The organism is Lactobacillus amylovorus DSM 20531 (genome assembly GCF_002706375.1).
In the GTDB taxonomy this organism is placed as follows: Bacteria; Bacillota; Bacilli; order Lactobacillales; family Lactobacillaceae; genus Lactobacillus; species Lactobacillus amylovorus.
This window is the reverse complement of sequence record NZ_CP017706.1, coordinates 1712377-1730499: the sequence shown is the minus strand read 5'-3', so window position 1 is coordinate 1730499 and position 18123 is coordinate 1712377. Positions and strand designations below refer to the sequence as shown.

Sequence of the window (18123 nt, the reverse complement as noted above, 5' to 3'; positions counted from 1 at the left end):
CTCACCTCCATGAATCATCATAGTATATTGTAGCGTACTTTTTGTCTAAAATAAAAGTGTTAGCATTAACACTAACACTTTCGAAAATTTTATAAATCTGCAATTTTTTGTGCTTCAGCCAATTCTAAGCGACGCACATTGCGTGGCAAGAATCGACGAATTTCATCTTCATTATAACCTACTTGAAGTCGACGATCATCCATGATGATTGGTCTTCTCAAGAGACTTGGATTCTTTTCTACTAAATCAAGTAACTGATCAATTGATAAATCATCTAAATTGATTTTCAATTGTTGAAAAGCTCTTGAGCGGGTAGAAATGATTTCTTCTGTACCATTTTCGGTCATGCGCAAGATTCTCAACAATTCTTTCTTAGTTAATGGCTCAGAAAAGATGTTTCTTTCCTTAAAAGGAATATTGTGCTTTTCAAGCCAAGCTCTGGCTTTACGGCATGAAGTACAACTAGGAGATACATATAAATCTACCATAAAAATCACGCTCCTCAGAACAAATAATTGTATACGTTCTTTAACTTATAACCAGTATAACACACTAACTTCTTTTTTGTAAGTGTCTATTTTATCTTTTATATCAATTTCCTAGTATATCCTAAAGAAAAAGCGTGAATTATTTGTGAAGAATTTATTTGTTTTATTTAAAAATTAACAAATAGACCCAAAAAAGAGACCAAAACTGGTCTCCTTTTTTGATTTAATATGAAAATTACTTGTTAATCTTCTTCATTAAGTCTTCGACTAATTTTTCATTTTCTTCAGCAGTTTGTGAAACGAAGCATGCTTCATTAGCCAATTTCTTAAGATCCTTAGTATCAAACTTCTTCATTAAGCTTCTGATACGTAAGATTGAAGTTGCACTCATTGAGTATTCATCAAGTCCCATTGAAAGTAAGATTGGGAACATGGTGTTATCACCGGCAGCTTCACCACACATACCACACCAAATACCGTTTTCGTGAGCAGCATCAATAGTATGCTTGATCAAACGAAGTACTGATGGGTTATATGGTTGGTACAAGTATGATACGTTGTCGTTACCACGGTCAGCAGCCATAGTGTATTGGATCAAGTCGTTAGTACCGATTGAGAAGAAGTCAACTTCCTTAGCGAATTGATCAGCCAAAACAGCAGCTGCAGGAACTTCGATCATCATACCAACTTGTAAGTCATCGCCGACCTTAACGCCCTTTTCGATTAACTTTTGCTTTTCGTCATTCAAAATGGCCTTAGCTTGACGAAGTTCAGCCAATGTACCAATCATTGGGAACATAATACCAAGCTTACCGTATGCTGAAGCACGAAGCAAAGCTCTTAATTGGGTACGGAAGATCTTTTCGTTCTTAAGTGAAAGACGAATAGCACGTACACCTAAGAATGGGTTCATTTCTTCTGGCAAGTCCCAGTAATCTAGGTGCTTGTCACCACCAATATCCATAGTTCTGATGATGACTTGTTTGCCGTTCATGCCTTCGATAACTTTCTTGTAAGCTTCGAATTGATCATCTTCTGTTGGGAAGTCTGAAGAATCCATGTACAAGAATTCAGTTCTGTACAAACCAATGGCTTCAGCACCATTTTCATATATACCTGGCATGTCATTAGGAGTACCAATATTAGCAGCAATGGTAAACTTCTTGCCATCAGCAGTAACTGAAGGTTCATCCTTCAATTTCTTCCATTCAGCCTTTTGCTTAAGGAAGTCTTCACCCTTCTTCTTGTAGTCTGCAACTTGGTCATCGCTTGGAGCAATGATTGCAGTCCCATCAAGACCGTCATCAATTAACATATCGCCGTTCTTAACGTCTTTAGTAATTGAATCAGTACCAACTACGGCTGGTAATTCAAGTGAACGAGCCATAATTGCTGAGTGAGCAGTACGACCACCAACATCAGTAACAAAGCCTTTAACGTACTTCTTGTTAAGTTGAGCAGTGTCACTAGGAGTTAAGTCGTGAGCTACAACGATAACTTCATGATCGATTGAAGCTGGGTTTGGTAATTCCTTGCCAAGAAGGTGAGCCATGATACGCTTTGAAACGTCACGTACGTCGGCTGCACGTTCTTGCATGTAAGGATTATCAGTCATGCCCTCAAAAATTGAGATGAACTTTTGTGCAGTTTCATCAAGAGCAGCTTCTGCATTAATCTTGGAGTCCTTAATTTCATTCTCAATAGCACCAGTGAATTCTGGGTCATTCAAAATCATTAAGTGAGCTTCAAAAACTTGGGCTTCTTCTTCACCCAAGCTCTTCTTAGCTGTATCACGAATCTTTTCAACTTCAGTAGTTGATTCCTTAATAGCATCCTTGTAGCGTGATACTTCTGAATCAACATCACTGATTGAAGATTTTGAGAATGAAAGATCAGGCTCTACAAGAAGATATGCTGGAGCAATGGCAATACCATCACTTGCAGCAATTCCCTTTAAAGTCTTGGTCATTATTCAGCTAAACCTTCTTTTTTCATAGTGTCAGCAATTGCGTCTAATGCGTCCTTTTCGTCGTCACCTTCAGCAGTGATAGTAACGTCTGCGTTTTTGCCAACACCAAGTGACATAACGCCCATGATTGACTTCAAGTTTACTGACTTGCCGTTGTATTCCAAGTTAACATCTGAACCGAACTTTGAAGCAGCTTGTACTAAAAGAGTAGCTGGACGTGCATGAATACCTGTTTCTGCAATAATATGAAAATCGCGTTTTTCCATTATGAATATCTCCTTTAAAATTAAAAAATTAAACTGGCAATAAATACCCATTCGAGTACTAGATTATCATGTTTTTACGGTTAAGACAACAATAATGTAATAGTTTACATCATTTACTTACCAGTATTCGTCGCGGTATAAACAATAGAACCGCCTCTTTTAGCCCTACCAGTAATATACTGTCGCTTGCCATAATTCCTTATAGTCTTTTGAAGCTCAAAGGCATCTTCAGGTTTGACCTCATACTCTTTGATTTCGCCTGAAACCAATTGGTCCAAAATTTTTTGATAATCCAAAAACATCACCACACTTTTTAAATTTTATAATTTTTTTACTCTTTATTCTACTCTTTATACTAAATTTTCAAAAATATTAATATTTTGTCTATTCTTACAAAAAATAAGTTCATTAGTGCTTAGCACTTGACTAAGGCGAGTGCTAATAATATAATTTTGGTACAGTTTAAATGAAAGGCGGTAAGAATATTTGCTTTGCCAAAATTGTCATGAACGGCCTGCCTCTATTCATCTTTTTACCAAGGTGAATGGCCAAAGCCGAGAGATTAATTTATGTCAACACTGTTATCAAGAATTAAGAAATCAACAAGGAAATCTAGAAAATATGAATAACTACAATAACGAATTTTTTGGCGACTTTGATGATTTATTCAACGCATTAAACGGAAATAACAACAATGCCGCAAACAACAATAATATGGGAAACAACGACCCAAGAATGCAAATGGGTGGTGGCAACGGAAACGGTGGTCAAGGCGGCAGAAGCTTGCTTGATCAATATGGTACAGATTTAACCGCCCTTGCTAAGAAAGGCAAAATCGACCCAGTAATCGGCCGTGATAAAGAAATCACCCGTGTCATTGAAATTTTAAACAGAAGAACTAAAAACAACCCAGTTTTAATTGGTGAAGCTGGTGTTGGTAAGACTGCTGTAGTTGAAGGACTTGCTCAAGAAATCGTTGACGGTTCTGTTCCAGCTAAACTGCAAAACAAGCGTATCATTTCCTTAAATGTAGTATCACTTGTTCAAGGTACTGGTATCCGTGGTCAATTCGAACAAAGAATGGAACAATTGATCAAGGAATTACAACAAAATGACGATATCATCCTATTTATTGATGAGATTCACGAAATTGTTGGTGCCGGAAATGCTGAAGGCGGTATGGACGCCGGCAACATTATTAAGCCTGCCCTAGCTCGTGGCGAACTGCAATTAGTAGGTGCTACTACTATTAAGGAATACCGCAATATTGAAAAGGATTCAGCTTTAGCAAGAAGATTCCAACCTGTTGAAGTTAAGGAACCTTCAATTGATGAAACTACCCGTATTTTAAAGGGTATTCAAAAGCGTTACGAAGATTACCACCACGTTCACTACACAGACGATGCTATTGAATCTGCTGCTAAGCTTTCTGCTCGCTACATTCAAGATAGATTCTTGCCTGACAAGGCCATTGACTTACTTGATGAAGCTGGTTCAAGAATGAACTTAACTATTCCTTATATTGATAAGGATAAGATGCAAGAAAGAATCAATGCAGCTGAACAATTAAAGGAAGAAGCCTTGAAGAAAGAAGACTACGAAAAGGCTGCTTACTACCGTGATCAAATTGATAAATACGAAAAGGTAAAGGATCAAAAAGTTGACCCTGACAAATCCCCAGTTATTACCAGCAAGATCATGAACAAGATTGTTGAAGAAAAGACTGGCATCCCTGTCGGCGATATTCAAAAACAAGAAGAAAATCAATTGCAAAATTTGGCTAGTGATTTGAAAGCTCACGTTATCGGTCAAGACAAGGCTGTTGACAAAGTTGCTCGTGCTATTCGTCGTAACAGAATCGGTTTCAACAAGTCTGGTCGTCCAATTGGTTCCTTCTTATTCGTAGGACCTACTGGTGTTGGTAAGACTGAACTTGCTAAACAACTTGCTAAACAAATGTTTGGTTCAAAAGATGCAATGATACGTTTCGATATGTCTGAATACATGGAACAATATTCTGTATCTAAGTTGATTGGTTCAGCTCCTGGTTACGTTGGCTACGAAGAAGCTGGTCAATTGACTGAACAAGTTCGTCACAACCCATACAGCTTGATTTTGCTTGACGAAATTGAAAAAGCTCACCCAGACGTTTTGAACCTCTTCTTGCAAATCTTAGATGATGGTCGTTTGACTGATTCACAAGGTAGAACTGTTTCATTCAAAGATACAATCATCATCATGACTTCTAACGCAGGTCAAGGCATCAAGAATGCTAGCGTTGGTTTCGCTGCTGAAAATGAAGACGAAAGTAATGAATCAGCTAGAAACAACATGAGTCAATTCTTCAAGCCTGAATTCCTTAACCGTCTTGATGACGTCATTGAATTCAACGAATTGACTAAACCTGACCTACTTAAGATTGTTGACTTGATGCTTGCTAACACCAACAACATGGTTAAGGATCAAGGTTTGCACATTGATGTTACCGACGCAGCTAAAGAAAAATTAGTTGACGAAGGCTTCAACCCTGCTTTAGGTGCACGTCCACTTCGTCGTACCATTCAAGAAGAAATCGAAGATAAGGTTGCTGACTACAAGCTCGACCACACTGACAGCAAGAACTTAAAGGCTGATGTCAAAGATGGCGAGATCGTAATTAGCGAAGAATAATTAACAAACAAATAAACAAACTCATTCAAGTTATACGCAAAAAGATTCCGAGATTAATATCTTAGAACCTTTTTTGTTAATTACTAAAATTAATACAAGTTTTATAAGTAAAAATAAATATATGTATCTTGTTTTGCGGTATACTAAAATTAAGAGAAAAAGCTAAGAGAGACAGGTGAAATCCATGCATTTAATCGATGTAACCAATAACTATTCTGATTTGGTTCAAAGTCAGCTTAACACTACTGATGCCAACTACGTTAAGGTATATTCTTTAGGCAATACTTCAGTCATTTATACTGAAAGCAAAAATGCGATCGGTATTGCACTTGAAAACCACAATCGCCGCGTTCGTGAAGATGAAGTTGAATTCATTATTAAACGTTTGCTCGAGAATTATGATTCTTCATACACTTTAACTGTTGATAAGAGCCGTCACGTAATTGAAATTCACGTTGACAAATAATTACAGAATTTAAAGATAACAAAAGGAGAACTACGTTTGTAGTTCTCCTTTTTTACGTCTATTATAACTTTTCAGTTAATTTAACATCTGGATATTTTTCGTGGAAGAAACGTTCTGCAAATTCATTTTCAAATAAGAATAATGGATTGCCATAGCGGTCCTTAACCAGCAAGTTACGGCTGTTAGACATTCTTGGATCAAGTTGATCTGGATCAATCCAACGAGCCACACGGTGACCGATACTGTTCATTTCAACTTCTGAATTATATTCGTTCTTCATTCTGAATTGGAATACTTCAAATTGCAATTGACCAACAGCACCTAAAATGTATTCATCAGTTTGGTAATTGCGGTAAAGCTGAATGGCACCTTCTTGAACCAACTGGTTCATCCCCTTATGGAATGACTTCTGCTTCATCACGTTCTTAGCAGTTACACGCATGAACAATTCAGGGGTAAATTCTGGAAGTGGTGGATAAACAATCTTACGCTTGCCAGCATAAATACTGTCACCAATTTGGAAATTACCAGTATCATATAAACCAACGATATCACCTGCAACCGCATCTGAAACTTGCACACGTTCACTAGACATGAACTCTGTTGCATTATTCAAACGGATTGGCTTATCAGTTCTAGCTAAGGTTACATCCAAACCCTTCTTAAATTCACCACTACCAATACGAACAAAGGCAATACGGTCACGGTGGTGCGGGTTCATGTTAGCCTGAATCTTAAAGACAAAGCCTGAAAATTCAGGATCTTCTGGGCTCAATTCTTCATCCCCATTTACAGTATGGCTTTCTGGAGCTGGAGCCAAATCAACGAAGCTATTCAAGAATGTTTCTACACCAAAGTTGGTCAAAGCTGAACCAAAGAAGACAGGAGTTTGATCACCCATCGCAATCTTTTCACGGTCAAACTTGTTACCAGCTTCCTTAATCAAGTCGATTTCATCAAGGGTATCCTTAAATTGTGGATCTTGACTAAGTGGTTCACTATCATGCAAAGTACCTTCATCATTCAATGGTAAGAAACGATCTTGACCATCTTTACGGTAAAGTTCAACGCGTTTGCTAGCAATATCGTAAAGACCCTTCAAGGTTTGACCTGAACCAATTGGCCAGTTCATTGCCACACCTTCGATGCCAAGCAAATCTTCTAGTTCAGCAATCAAATCTAGTGGTGGACGACCATCACGGTCAAGCTTGTTCATAAAGGTAAAAATTGGAATACCACGTTTTTTAACAACCTTAAACAATTTCTTAGTTTGAGGTTCGATACCCTTAGCTGAGTCAATTACCATGACTGCTGAGTCAACGGCCATCAATGTACGGTAAGTATCTTCAGAGAAGTCTTGGTGACCTGGCGTATCCAAAATATTGATCCGCTTGCCCTTATATTCAAACTGCATAACTGAACTAGTAACAGAAATACCACGCTTTTTTTCGATTTCCATCCAGTCACTAGTTGCGTAGTTACCTGTCTTACGTGCCTTAACGGTACCCGCCTTACGAATTACCCCACCAAAAAGCAGCATTTGTTCAGTAATAGTCGTTTTACCTGCGTCAGGGTGTGAAATAATCGCAAAGGTTCTTCTTTTATTTACTTTATCTGCTAACTCTTTATCCATTAGTCCTTTTTATCTTCTTCCTTTTTTAGTCCATCTTCTGACAGCAATACTGTCAACAATCTCGAGCCCTTCATTCTTCTGGTGGTAAGTGTCTTGCCATCTCCAATATCAACTGTCAACTTTTCCCCTTTTGCTGGAATTACCTTTAGAGTATTGATAACGTACCCAGCTACTGTATCGACATCTTCCATTTTAAGATGCGTACCAAATTGCTCGTTAAATTCATCAAGTGGCATCTTGCCGTAAATAATGTATTTATGAGGTGCAATTTGATTATACAAAACTTCTGTATGATCGACTTCATCATCGATATCACCGACGATCTCTTCAACCAAGTCTTCAATTGTTGCTAGACCAGTAACACCGCCATATTCGTCCATCAAAATAGCCAGCTGCCTTTGTGTCTGCTGCATTTCCATCAGCAAGTCTCCTAATTCAGCTGTTTCAGGTGCAAATAATGGTTCGGTCATTACGTCTTCATAATCGAGATTTTCAAAGCCTTTTTGCTTAGCCATGCGCAAAACGCTTCTGATATGAATGACGCCGACGATCTTATCTTTATCTCGTTTATAAACTGGGACACGTGAATAAGGCTCACGTAAAATCTCATCCAAATTATCCTGAAGGCTCACTTCCGCATCAATCATGAATGCATCCGTTCTTGGCACCATTACTTCACGGGCCGTTTTACCCTGAAATTCAAGGATTCCTTCAAGCATTGAAAATTCTTTGTCGTCAATTTTATGACTATCATGTAAATTAACGATTTCTTTTTCTAAATGATCTTTAGTTTCTTCTTTTTTATCGCCTGATAGTTTATTTTTCAGGCGGTCAAAAAAATTATCCGCTCCAGGATCACTACTCATTTGTATACTCTCTTTCTTAAAAAGTCATCTAAATAAAGATATTATAGCATACAGCAAGTGTCATTATGTTAAAATAGCACATAAGACTAAGGAGGTTGGATACAATGAAAAAAAGCCACGTCTTGCTTGTTTTCACATTTTTATTGCTTATCCCATATATTTGCAGTCTAGCAATTATTGGTATTGGCTATAATGCATTGGTACTGCACTCAGCAGAGATCTGCCGTACGATCATCGGAGCTTTAGTTGGCTCAATCATCATGTTTGCTGTTAAGGCAACAATTCAACGTCCAGTTGATTTATTAGCCGTTCAAACCAATGATGACTTGTTAAAACAACTTTTGCGTTTCTTCAGTATTAGACGACGCTACTTCTTGCTGTTCGCTAATATTGTTCTAGACTTCATTTTATGCTTTGCATCAACATATCTAGTCCGTTCAATTATGACCCTAGACCAAATCGTAGGCAATTCAATCGGATTCGTGTTGTTGATTATGTTCGTTTCAACTTGTCTTGGAGCTTACGTCGAATACGACAACTTATCAATCGATCCGCAACAACATTAATTTTTATTTATTCACTGACCTTTAAGTAGAAATCTTGGGTCAGTCTTTTTGTATCCAGATCAAGATCCCAAACCATGTATGGCGTATCGCTGTCACCTAAGTTTTGGTAAACCTTAACACCGTTGTCCATTACTTTTTTAACAAAAGTAGAAACAGTGCTAGTTAAAGGCAAATTGAAGAAAACAAGGTTTTGATTTTCTTGAACTTCTTCATCAACTTCAGCTTTAGGCAAGTCAAATTTCATCAAGCCAGTTGGCACTTTGCTATCTGCATTAGCGATCACGCCGTACCAGTATATGAAATTATCTTCTCCTGAGACGATCAATGCAGTACGTTTATTTTCTAAGTCGTTGTCAGCTAAAAACTTTTGAAAAGTTTCATCATTTTCCATTTGTTGGTTAGCTTCCATGAAACTCTTTTGTGCATTCATCAAGCTAGATGGAAAAGGACGACCTACAAATATTTTTTCATCGATAGTTTTCTTCATTTTTTCTCCTCAACTAATATTCAGCTAATTCACTTAAATCAATTACTTCGCCATTTAAGAAAGCATCAATTTCTCCTGATGAAAAGCCATGACTGAATAAATACTTTTTGATCTTAAATTTGCGCTCTGTTTCATCAAAACGACGGAATCTCTTATATGCCTTAATGCCCTGCTTTTTTAAAGCTTCCATTTGCATATCTTCATCATCTGCCAAATCCAAAGAAGAAATGATTTCGCTGCTAATGCCACCATCAAAACCATGAGCCAGCAGTTTGCTTCTCATCTTGCGTTCAATTTCTCTTTGTGAGATTTTGCCCACTTGATGCACCATTGACTTAATCACTCTCTGGCCGACGTCAATCCAATCCTCATCATCTATTTCATCAAGCTCTACCTGACTAATTTCGGGATCAACACCTTTTTGCGTTAATTTGCGGAGCAGGCTCTTAGGACCATCGGAACCAACACGAAGGTCATTTTTGATAAAAAGTCTAACATATTGTCGGTCATCCAAATAGCCCAATTCATTTAACTGACTAACAGCGCTATTGGCTGTTTCATCGGAAATCTCGTGCTTTTTCAAATACTGTAAAACTTCAAACACGGTTCGAGGCTCATAACTCAAAAAATGAGCGGCTAAATCACTGGCTTTAGCATCTGCATCAAATTGACGAACTTGTTCAATTTGATCATCATTTAGTTCTTTTCCTTTTAGTAAAACAAATTCAGCTACAGTCTTTTCACTAGCAGAAAAAGCATACTTGCCATCCAAAAAAATATTATAACGTCCTGGGCGCCGTTGTGCACTTACTTTGGTTATCAACACTTGTTTTCACCTCGCAATATTCTAAATTACATGCTAACAAATTTTTGTAATGCTTGCTAAGAACTTTTTTTAGGTAGTACAATTAGTAGCAATGTAATTTAGTTTTTAGTAGAAAGAATAAGAATAATGAATAGAAAATTTTCCAAGAATAAACAACGCGAAAAAGATGTCATCATTACCATTAAACGCTTAGGCATCAATGGGGAAGGCATCGGTTATTACAAAAAGAAGATCATCTTCATCCCTGGTGCTTTGCCAGATGAAGTAGTCGTAGCCAAAATCGTGAAGAGCTACCCTCATTACATTGAAGGCGAATTAGTACGCATTAAAGAAAAAAGCCCTGATCGTGTGGACTTCCCTGAAGGCGTTGATCCAGAAATCGGCGGTTTAGAGCTAGCTCATTTGTCCTACGACAAGCAACTTGAATTCAAGCGCAACAATATGCTTGAGTCACTTAAGAAATATCACCCACGTGGCTACGCTAAATACAAGGTTAAAAAGACTATTCCTGCTCCAGATCCATGGCACTACCGCAACAAGGCACAATATCAAATTGAAAGCGTCCATGGCAAAACCAAGTTGGGTCTTTTTGCACCAAATTCTCACCGTCTAATCGACTTGCCTAAGATGCCAACCCAAAGTGAAGACACCCAAAAAACAGAACGTGAAATTAAGGAATTAATCGAAAAATTGCACGTTCCAGTCGCAAACTATCGTAGTCACTTGCCAGGTATTAAGACAGTGGTTGTTCGTCAATCAGAAGCTACTAAAGAAATTCAAGTTACCTTAATTACTATCGACCACAAACTCAAGAACTTGATCCCACTTGCAAAAGAAATCATGAAGCTCGATCATGTAGTCAGCGTTTATCAAAACGAAACTGAATGGCAAAACCCACAAGTTTGGGGCAACAAGACTGAAAAGTTATTGGGCAAAAATCAAATCGTCGAAGAAATTTTGGGCAAGAAATTCGCTTTGTCTCCACGTGCTTTCTTCCAACTCAACCCTGTTCAAACCATTAACCTTTATTCAGAAGCCTTAAAATACCTTGACTTAACTCCAGATCAAACTTTAATCGATGCCTATAGTGGTGTAGGTACACTCGGCATTTTAGCAGCTGATCGCGTTAAGCAAGTTATCGGTATTGAAACTATTCCTGAAGCAGTTAAGGATGCGCAACACAACGTTGAATTGAACCACATTAAAAACGCTGATTACATTCAAGGTGCTACCGAAAAGGTATTGCCTGAATTGCAAAACAGCGGCGTATCAATCGACGCTTTGATCGTGGACCCACCAAGAACTGGTTTAGCAAAGAGTTTGATCAAGACAATCTTACGCGTTAAACCAGAAACCTTTGTCTACATTTCATGTAATCCTTCAACTTTAGCTCAAGATTTAGTTTTACTTAGCGAAGCATACGACGTTCGCTTAATCCAAAATGTCGATATGTTGCCACAAACACCTCGTTGTGAAGCTATTGCTAAATTAGTTTTACGTAAATAATAACAATAATAAGCCTAGTCAAACGACTAGGCTTTTTTTGTGCCATAAAAAAAGCAGCTGCCGGAGAATCCTGTCTCTTTGCAGCCGCAATTTCAAGTGGATGAGGCAGCTCATCAATTGATAGTCACGATTTTCAGTTGTTTGATTTGTGTTAAAACAATGGCTATCGCAACCAATATTAACATTCACTTGTTCGGGTCTTTACATAAAACGTAACTTTTTAATGAATTGGAGTTTTCTGCGAACAGCCACTGACAGTTAATAAATAGCATTTAATTAAGTGATTTATGGCTGACACCTCTACATATATAGAATCTTTCAAGTTTCCAATAATACAATTCTGGAGATAAAAACTTATTGTTCATTTTACATTTGTTAACTTTATTTCTACCTCTTCCACACCATTAATTATATCCTGTTGTGTAACCGCTTGCAATAATTAGAGCTTATATTTATCCAAAAAAGCCTTAACTGTCTTTTGATATTCCTTTTTATACATTGGATAAGACAAGGCATGTCCTGCTAAAGGCGCAATCCAGATTTCCTTTGGCGCATCAGTTGCAGCATAATTTTGATAAACCATTTTGGTCGGCACAAAATGATCCTTACCACCGTGAATAAACAAGAATGGTCTGGTATTCTTCTTTAACTGCTTAACCGATGAAGCCTGTCCCAAGAAAAAGCCATTCTTAACTTTATTGATTCCGCTGACAGCTTCAACCAAAGGCATACGAGCAATCTTATTTAAGTTGCACAAATTACCGGCTTGATACATGATCTCCTCTTTAACGCTTGAATAGCCGCAATCTTCGATAAATGCCTTAACCTGGCTAGGCAATTTCATACCGCTGACCATCATTGTGTTAGCACCGCCCATACTTTGGCCCATCACAATAATCTTGCTATCTTGACCATTTTTGGCAATCACTTGCCTAATCCAATTGCGAATATCTTCTTTTTCAACCCAGCCATAGCCGATATATTTACCAGCACTTCTGCCTTGCGCACGAGCATCAGGCAAAAGCACATTATAACCAAAATCATAGAACATTTTGGCAAAACCGCCCATGCTATCGCTATCACTCATAAAACCATGTAGCAAAATAGCCGTTTTATCTGAATCATGATTTAAATATCGGGCAAATAGCGTCAAGCCACTTTTAGTTTCAAGACTCCATTTTTCTTTTGGAAAATCTCTAAACCAAACTTTATTGCGATAAAGCGAATCTTTACCTGATAACTTTTTTGAATCCGGCTTTTTATTAAATGGCGTCAATGCCATCTTAAAGAAATAGTCACTAGCAATCGCAAAACCAGTACCTGCTACTAGAAGTGATGTTAATAATAGCTTTTTCTTCATATGCGTGCACTTTCTAAATAAATTAAGCTGTTTTATTTTATAATTATTAAAAGAATATTGAATATTTTTACTTTAATTATACGAGAAAAATGCGCTTAACGGACTTATTACAATTAATTGATGATCTTAATCTCAATACAAGTTTTTATTTAAAAATAGCTGGTAAAACTATGCCCTGGGGCAAATTAACTTTAGCAGGAGAAAAATGTCTGCTTTATCCAGGACAAAAAGCTTTAACCAAAAAGAAAATAGTAAAATTAGTGGGCAAAATGCATGGCCGCGGCATCCCTCTTATCGCCGTAGTAGCCGAAAAAGAATATCCTCTTTTTGGCCTGCAAATAGTTGAAGATGAACGCAAAGCAATCTTGCTCTAATAAAACGTTTGGCTAAGCCAAACGTTTTATTTTTTCTATCTTTATGCTACCTTTCTTTGTATTGACGTACATGGTCCTTAGTACCTGCGAAATACCAAGTACCCTTTTCATCATCACTATCTAATTCCTGACCATCTTCTGGATCTTCTAAGGCAGCATTGAAGAAATCTTCATATTCAGGAATAGTCAACTTCTTACGACGGTCGAGTAGTGCCATATCCTTGACCTGATCAATTTCATTTTCATAGTCTGTGACCAAGTTGCCACTGTAGAATTCACCCATCGCACCTGAGCCATATGAAAATAGCCCAACTAATGAACCTGCGGCCAAGTTGGCATTTTCAAGCAGACTAAGCAAACTCAAATATAATGATGCAGTATAAACATTACCAACGCGGCGTGATAATTGCTTGGCAGCTTCAAAACTATTTTCTAGTTTCTTAGTCGTCTCTTCATCTTGACCTTCTACCGCAATTCTGTTTGCCTTAAGCGCCATCTTAGTAAATGGCATGTGATAAGTAATCGCATCAAAATCACTAGTCTTAATATTCTTTTGCTTTTTGTAGGCATTGAAAGTCTTAGTAAAGAAGTCCAAGTAAACTTGAGTTGAATATTTTCCTTCAACCATCGCTACACGTGAGAAGTTTGGTCGCCAGAAGTCATTGATATCTTCGCTGTAAGCACTGTGACCATCGTTTAAAGCAACAATGCTTGGATCAGCCTTGATCAACATACTGATACTGCCGGCACCTTGCGTAACTTCACCCGGAGTACCTACACCATAACGCGCAATATCACTACCGATTACGATAGCGGTTTGATGAGGATGAACTCTAACAAAGTCACGCGCAATCATCAAGGCGGCAGTTAAACCAAAGCAAGCTTCCTTAACTTCAAAAGTTCTAACTTCTGGTTTTAACTTCAAAGCGGTTTTGACAAATAAAGAAGCAGACTTAGATTGGTCAACGCTACTTTCTGTACCAAAGACCAACAGACCAACCTTATCCTTGTCGATGCGGTTAATATAACGCATGGTGGCGTTGATCCCCATTGAAACTGCATCTTGAGTTTGGTCAGCAACACTCATTTCATTTTGACCAATTCCAATCAAGAATTTGCTAGGATCTTGGTTTCTTGCATGTGCCAAATCAACCATATCGACATACTTATTTGGCGTAAAAAATCCAATCTTATCAATACCTACTTGCATTATTTTTCCTCTCTTAATTTCTCCAAAATATCCTTTGCATGACTTTCTGAATAATTCTTTTCTTGAATCATCCTATTTAAAACAGTCTTTTTCTCTTCTTTAGTCGCTTTCAGCTCAGCTACTACGTTGCGAGCCTGCAATTTCATATGGCCTGCTTGAATGCCCACTGTTGAAATAGCTAACAAAGCAGCCAAATTATTGGCTAACCCAATACTGGTGATAATTTCACCCAAAACTTTGCTGGTGATATCTTTACCTAAAATGGCAAAGCTTTGTTGGACATCGCGGCGAGCCTTGATTGAACCACCCACAACACCAATTGCCATCGGTAAGGTTAATTCACCCACCAACTTGCCATCCTTCATTGTCCATTTTGACAAACTGCGATATTGTCCGTCTTGATTTGCTAGAACGGCAGTAGCATTTTCAATTGCTCGGTAGTCATTGCCGGTCGCTATTAAAACAGCGTCGACACCATTCATGATCCCCTTGTTATTGGTTACCGCACGATACGGATCTTCATAGCCAATTTGACTAAGCAAAACAATCCGTTCAACCACTTTTTCGCCACCGATAGTCGCTGGATCAATTTTTACTTCAGCCTTGGTCAATTGACTCGGATAGTTAGACAAAATGGCGAAAAGTTTTTCTTCAACATGATCCAACTGTCCTAATTTTGCACTCAAAAATTCAAGAATTGAATTAGTCTTATTAGCTCCCATAGCTTCGGCTGGATCTACTAAAACTTTAAGATAAACTAAATTACCTTGTTGTCTAGCCGAAATAGAGCGAGTACCACCACCATGACCAACCAAGCTGGCAAATTTTTGATTAGCCAAATCAACTAAATTAGAAAATTCATCTTTCAAGTCTACCAAAGAAAATTGTTCATCAACCTTTAAAACAATTTGACCATAGATCCCATCCCTATGGCTGACAGTACTTACGCCACCGTTTTTGGCAAAAATACTGGCACCGTGATTTGCAGCAGCGACTACAGATGGTTCCTCGGTTGCCATTGGCACCATGTATTTTTGTCCATCGATAATCAAGTTTTGAACTACACCTAATGGCAAACGCAGTTGACCAATCACGTTTTCGCTCAATTCATCCAAACGTTTTAATACCTGGTCATCAATATCTTCTAATTCAAGGCCTTCGTCTTGTAAAAGTTTTCTTCTTTGCTCAGGCTGTAATTGATAAAACTTCATTTGGCATCTCGATTTCATAAGCAACCGCTTGGCCGCCACCGATACACAAGGTAACCAAAGCTCTCTTGCCATTTCTATTCTTTAATCCACTAATTGCGGAAGTTACTAAACGCGTACCTGTTGCACCTAATGGGTGACCTAATGCAATGGCGCCGCCCATAATATTCAATTTATCCATTGGAATGTGCAAGTCTCTTGCCACTGCAACGCCTTGAGCAGCAAAAGCTTCGTTTAATTCGATGATGTCGTAATCATCAATTTTGCGGCCAGTCTTAGCTAACAACTTCTTAACGGCATAGTAAGGAGTATAGCCCATGTAAGCTGGATCAAAACCGGCTTCCGCAAATGCACCTAACTTAGCAATTGGAGTTAAATGCAATTCTTCCATCTTTTCTTTAGTAGCAAGTACTAACATGCTGGCACCATCATTCAATGGGGATGAATTGCCAGCTGTTACTTGACCATCTTCCTTAAAGACGGGCTTTAAGTTGCTCAAGGCTTCAAGACTAGTATCAGGACGAATTGATTCATCATGATCCAAAGTTTGACCGTTAAGTTCAACCTTTAAAATTTCATTTTTGAAAAAGCCAGATTTAGTTGCTTTTGTTGCAAGTTGGTGTGAACGTAAACTGAATTCGTCCATTTCTTTGCGCGAAACATGATATCTCTCAGCAACGTTTTCAGCTGTAATTCCCATGTGTTTGCCAGAAAAAGCATCCACTAAGGCATCGTTGATCATCGTACTGGTTAAGTGATCTGCTGGATCAGCCTTGTATTCTTTTTTAACAAAGTATGGTGCGCGCGTCATGTTTTCACTACCACCAACAGCTACCAAATCCAAGTCGCCCATTTCCATTTGACCTTGGGCCAAACGAACAGCCTTTAAACTTGAACCACAAACTTCATTGATTGTCACTGCAGCTGACTCTTGCTTCATCCCTGAATTAAGAGCAACTTGACGGGCCATATTTTCACCAAGACCTGTACCTAAAACATTACCCATAAAAAGAGCTTGAACATCTTGCGGATTAATATTTTCCGCTTTCAAAGTCCCCTTTAATGCCATTACTCCCAACTCAATTGCGGAAGTATCCTTAAAAAAGCCACGATACTTGCCAAAAGGTGTTCTTTTGGCTGCAACAATATATATATCCTTCACTTATTTATTCTCTCCATCATGTAAAATTCGATAAATATGATCATAACAAAAAATTATTAAGAATACATAAAAAAGACTACGCTTTCGTGTAGTCTGTCAGAATCTTTAAAGATCATTTACTTTTTGGCTTTATCTTCAGCTTCAAATTGCTTGCCTAAGCGTTGAATATAAGCACGAAGTTGTTCCTTAATTTCAGGGTGCTTCAAACCATATTCAATTGAAGTTTCAAGGTAGCCTTCCTTGTTACCAACATCGTGACGTTCACCCTTAAATACATGAGCAAAAACTCTTTGCGTCTTGTTCATCGTATCAATGGCATCAGTCAATTGAATTTCACCACCACGACCAGGTTTTTGATGAGCTAAAATATCAAAAATTTCTGGTGTAAGGAGGTAGCGACCAATAATTGCGTAATCACTAGGTGCCTTATCAATGTCTGGCTTTTCAACGAATGACTTAACGTTGATCAAACCTGGCATAATTTCGTTTTCTGGTTCAATTACACCGTATTTTGAAACATCCTTATGTGGTACTGGCATAACGGCAATGGTTGATGCATGAGTCTTGTTGTAGCGATCAATCAATTGCTTAGTAAGTGGCGTTTCATCGTCCATCAAGTCGTCACCTAACATAACGACAAATGGTTCATCCCCTACGAAACTACGAGCACGGTAAATAGCGTCACCTAAGCCAGCTGGATGTGGTTGTCTAGTGTAGTATAAATTAACGCCAAGATTAGTAATGCCTTGAGTTAATTTCAAAAGTTCGTTCTTGCCCTTTTCAGCTAAGTCTTGTTCAAGTTCTGGGTTAGAATCAAAGTGATCTTCAATTGGGCGCTTGTTTTTGCCGATAACGATCAAAATATCTTCGATACCAGACTTCTTAGCTTCTTCAACGATAAATTGAATAGTTGGTTTATCAACGATTGGCAGCATTTCCTTAGGTAAAGCCTTAGTAGCAGGTAAAAATCGAGTACCTAAGCCGGCTGCAGGAATAATAGCTTTTCTTACTTTCATTGATGCAAATACACTTTCTTTTTTCTATCTTATGAAATAATCATAGCAAA

General features: G+C 38.1%; 18 protein-coding genes. 5 read left to right on the top strand and 13 right to left on the bottom strand.

What is annotated here, in order from left to right:
- Nucleotides 1-89 precede the first annotated feature (89 nt).
- From spxA to LA20531_RS08895, 4 genes are all read right to left on the bottom strand, one after another.
- On the bottom strand, nt 90-488 hold the full coding sequence (gene spxA, locus LA20531_RS08910) for a transcriptional regulator SpxA (RefSeq protein WP_056939462.1): 399 nt from the start codon (nt 486-488) through the stop codon (nt 90-92).
- Between the two features lie 235 nt (nt 489-723).
- The gene (gene ptsP, locus LA20531_RS08905) at nt 724-2457 is read right to left on the bottom strand and encodes a phosphoenolpyruvate--protein phosphotransferase (RefSeq protein WP_056939461.1); all 1734 of its coding nucleotides are present in this window, start codon (nt 2455-2457) and stop codon (nt 724-726) included.
- Entirely contained in the window at nt 2457-2723 is a 267-nt protein-coding gene (locus LA20531_RS08900) for a phosphocarrier protein HPr (protein WP_056939460.1), read from the bottom strand. The genes ptsP and LA20531_RS08900 overlap by 1 nt, the downstream gene beginning before the upstream one ends.
- Nucleotides 2724-2836: 113 nt before the next feature.
- A complete protein-coding gene (locus LA20531_RS08895) occupies nt 2837-3025 on the bottom strand; it encodes a hypothetical protein (protein ID WP_013437446.1) in 189 nt (62 codons plus the stop codon).
- 184 nt (nt 3026-3209) lie between these two features.
- Between LA20531_RS08895 and LA20531_RS08890 the strand changes: the two genes are divergently transcribed.
- Together LA20531_RS08890 and LA20531_RS08885 are read left to right on the top strand one after the other, a co-directional pair.
- Nucleotides 3210-5393 (top strand): ATP-dependent Clp protease ATP-binding subunit, encoded by a 2184-nt coding sequence (locus LA20531_RS08890; protein ID WP_056939459.1) that lies wholly within the window; start codon nt 3210-3212, stop codon nt 5391-5393.
- A 184-nt stretch (nt 5394-5577) separates the two neighbouring features.
- A complete protein-coding gene (locus LA20531_RS08885; RefSeq protein ID WP_014565666.1) occupies nt 5578-5859 on the top strand; it encodes a DUF1827 family protein in 282 nt (93 codons plus the stop codon).
- 61 nt (nt 5860-5920) lie between these two features.
- Here the strand turns inward: LA20531_RS08885 and LA20531_RS08880 are convergent, their stop codons facing one another.
- Together LA20531_RS08880 and LA20531_RS08875 are read right to left on the bottom strand one after the other, a co-directional pair.
- Complete coding sequence (locus tag LA20531_RS08880) at nt 5921-7492, bottom strand: peptide chain release factor 3 (protein ID WP_056939458.1); 1572 nt, start codon at nt 7490-7492, stop codon at nt 5921-5923.
- The gene (locus LA20531_RS08875; RefSeq protein ID WP_056939457.1) at nt 7492-8358 is read right to left on the bottom strand and encodes a hemolysin family protein; all 867 of its coding nucleotides are present in this window, start codon (nt 8356-8358) and stop codon (nt 7492-7494) included. Before LA20531_RS08875 ends, LA20531_RS08880 begins: the two co-directional genes overlap by 1 nt.
- A gap of 104 nt (nt 8359-8462) precedes the next feature.
- Between LA20531_RS08875 and LA20531_RS08870 the strand changes: the two genes are divergently transcribed.
- On the top strand, nt 8463-8924 hold the full coding sequence (locus LA20531_RS08870; protein WP_056939456.1) for a hypothetical protein: 462 nt from the start codon (nt 8463-8465) through the stop codon (nt 8922-8924).
- Between the two features lie 7 nt (nt 8925-8931).
- Here the strand turns inward: LA20531_RS08870 and LA20531_RS08865 are convergent, their stop codons facing one another.
- Together LA20531_RS08865 and recX are read right to left on the bottom strand one after the other, a co-directional pair.
- The gene (locus LA20531_RS08865; protein ID WP_056939455.1) at nt 8932-9411 is read right to left on the bottom strand and encodes a hypothetical protein; all 480 of its coding nucleotides are present in this window, start codon (nt 9409-9411) and stop codon (nt 8932-8934) included.
- A gap of 13 nt (nt 9412-9424) precedes the next feature.
- On the bottom strand, nt 9425-10237 hold the full coding sequence (gene recX, locus LA20531_RS08860) for a recombination regulator RecX (RefSeq protein ID WP_056939454.1): 813 nt from the start codon (nt 10235-10237) through the stop codon (nt 9425-9427).
- Between the two features lie 126 nt (nt 10238-10363).
- Here recX and rlmD point away from each other — a divergent pair, with 126 nt between their 5' ends.
- Nucleotides 10364-11743: a 23S rRNA (uracil(1939)-C(5))-methyltransferase RlmD gene (gene rlmD, locus LA20531_RS08855; protein WP_056939453.1), complete on the top strand. Its 1380-nt coding sequence runs from the start codon at nt 10364-10366 to the stop codon at nt 11741-11743.
- 439 nt (nt 11744-12182) lie between these two features.
- Here rlmD and LA20531_RS08850 read toward each other — a convergent pair whose 3' ends face one another.
- Nucleotides 12183-13103, bottom strand: coding sequence for an alpha/beta hydrolase (locus LA20531_RS08850; protein ID WP_056939452.1), 921 nt, complete (start codon nt 13101-13103; stop codon nt 12183-12185).
- A gap of 89 nt (nt 13104-13192) precedes the next feature.
- Between LA20531_RS08850 and LA20531_RS08845 the strand changes: the two genes are divergently transcribed.
- Nucleotides 13193-13477, top strand: coding sequence for a hypothetical protein (locus LA20531_RS08845; RefSeq protein WP_013437435.1), 285 nt, complete (start codon nt 13193-13195; stop codon nt 13475-13477).
- A 46-nt stretch (nt 13478-13523) separates the two neighbouring features.
- Here LA20531_RS08845 and LA20531_RS08840 read toward each other — a convergent pair whose 3' ends face one another.
- The 4 genes from LA20531_RS08840 to galU form a co-directional block, all read right to left on the bottom strand.
- Entirely contained in the window at nt 13524-14687 is a 1164-nt protein-coding gene (locus LA20531_RS08840; protein WP_056939451.1) for a hydroxymethylglutaryl-CoA synthase, read from the bottom strand.
- On the bottom strand, nt 14687-15898 hold the full coding sequence (locus LA20531_RS08835; RefSeq protein WP_056939450.1) for a hydroxymethylglutaryl-CoA reductase, degradative: 1212 nt from the start codon (nt 15896-15898) through the stop codon (nt 14687-14689). The genes LA20531_RS08840 and LA20531_RS08835 overlap by 1 nt, the downstream gene beginning before the upstream one ends.
- Nucleotides 15873-17057 (bottom strand): thiolase family protein, encoded by a 1185-nt coding sequence (locus tag LA20531_RS08830; RefSeq protein ID WP_056939449.1) that lies wholly within the window; start codon nt 17055-17057, stop codon nt 15873-15875. The genes LA20531_RS08835 and LA20531_RS08830 overlap by 26 nt, the downstream gene beginning before the upstream one ends.
- Before the next feature lie 116 nt (nt 17058-17173).
- Nucleotides 17174-18073, bottom strand: a complete 900-nt coding sequence (gene galU / locus LA20531_RS08825) for a UTP--glucose-1-phosphate uridylyltransferase GalU (RefSeq protein WP_056939448.1) — start codon at nt 18071-18073, stop codon at nt 17174-17176.
- Between the last annotated feature and the right edge of the window lie 50 nt (nt 18074-18123).

What these genes read in the sequence shown, in the direction of transcription:
- spxA (WP_056939462.1), bottom strand. Translation starts at nt 488, where the DNA reads ATGGTAGATTTATATGTATCTCCTAGTTGTACTTCATGCCGTAAAGCC.
- ptsP (WP_056939461.1), bottom strand. Translation starts at nt 2,457, where the DNA reads ATGACCAAGACTTTAAAGGGAATTGCTGCAAGTGATGGTATTGCCATT.
- LA20531_RS08900 (WP_056939460.1), bottom strand. Translation starts at nt 2,723, where the DNA reads ATGGAAAAACGCGATTTTCATATTATTGCAGAAACAGGTATTCATGCA.
- LA20531_RS08895 (WP_013437446.1), bottom strand. Translation starts at nt 3,025, where the DNA reads ATGTTTTTGGATTATCAAAAAATTTTGGACCAATTGGTTTCAGGCGAA.
- LA20531_RS08885 (WP_014565666.1), top strand. Translation starts at nt 5,578, where the DNA reads ATGCATTTAATCGATGTAACCAATAACTATTCTGATTTGGTTCAAAGT.
- LA20531_RS08880 (WP_056939458.1), bottom strand. Translation starts at nt 7,492, where the DNA reads ATGGATAAAGAGTTAGCAGATAAAGTAAATAAAAGAAGAACCTTTGCG.
- LA20531_RS08875 (WP_056939457.1), bottom strand. Translation starts at nt 8,358, where the DNA reads ATGAGTAGTGATCCTGGAGCGGATAATTTTTTTGACCGCCTGAAAAAT.
- LA20531_RS08870 (WP_056939456.1), top strand. Translation starts at nt 8,463, where the DNA reads ATGAAAAAAAGCCACGTCTTGCTTGTTTTCACATTTTTATTGCTTATC.
- LA20531_RS08865 (WP_056939455.1), bottom strand. Translation starts at nt 9,411, where the DNA reads ATGAAGAAAACTATCGATGAAAAAATATTTGTAGGTCGTCCTTTTCCA.
- rlmD (WP_056939453.1), top strand. Translation starts at nt 10,364, where the DNA reads ATGAATAGAAAATTTTCCAAGAATAAACAACGCGAAAAAGATGTCATC.
- LA20531_RS08850 (WP_056939452.1), bottom strand. Translation starts at nt 13,103, where the DNA reads ATGAAGAAAAAGCTATTATTAACATCACTTCTAGTAGCAGGTACTGGT.
- LA20531_RS08845 (WP_013437435.1), top strand. Translation starts at nt 13,193, where the DNA reads ATGCGCTTAACGGACTTATTACAATTAATTGATGATCTTAATCTCAAT.
- LA20531_RS08840 (WP_056939451.1), bottom strand. Translation starts at nt 14,687, where the DNA reads ATGCAAGTAGGTATTGATAAGATTGGATTTTTTACGCCAAATAAGTAT.
- LA20531_RS08835 (WP_056939450.1), bottom strand. Translation starts at nt 15,898, where the DNA reads ATGAAGTTTTATCAATTACAGCCTGAGCAAAGAAGAAAACTTTTACAA.
- galU (WP_056939448.1), bottom strand. Translation starts at nt 18,073, where the DNA reads ATGAAAGTAAGAAAAGCTATTATTCCTGCAGCCGGCTTAGGTACTCGA.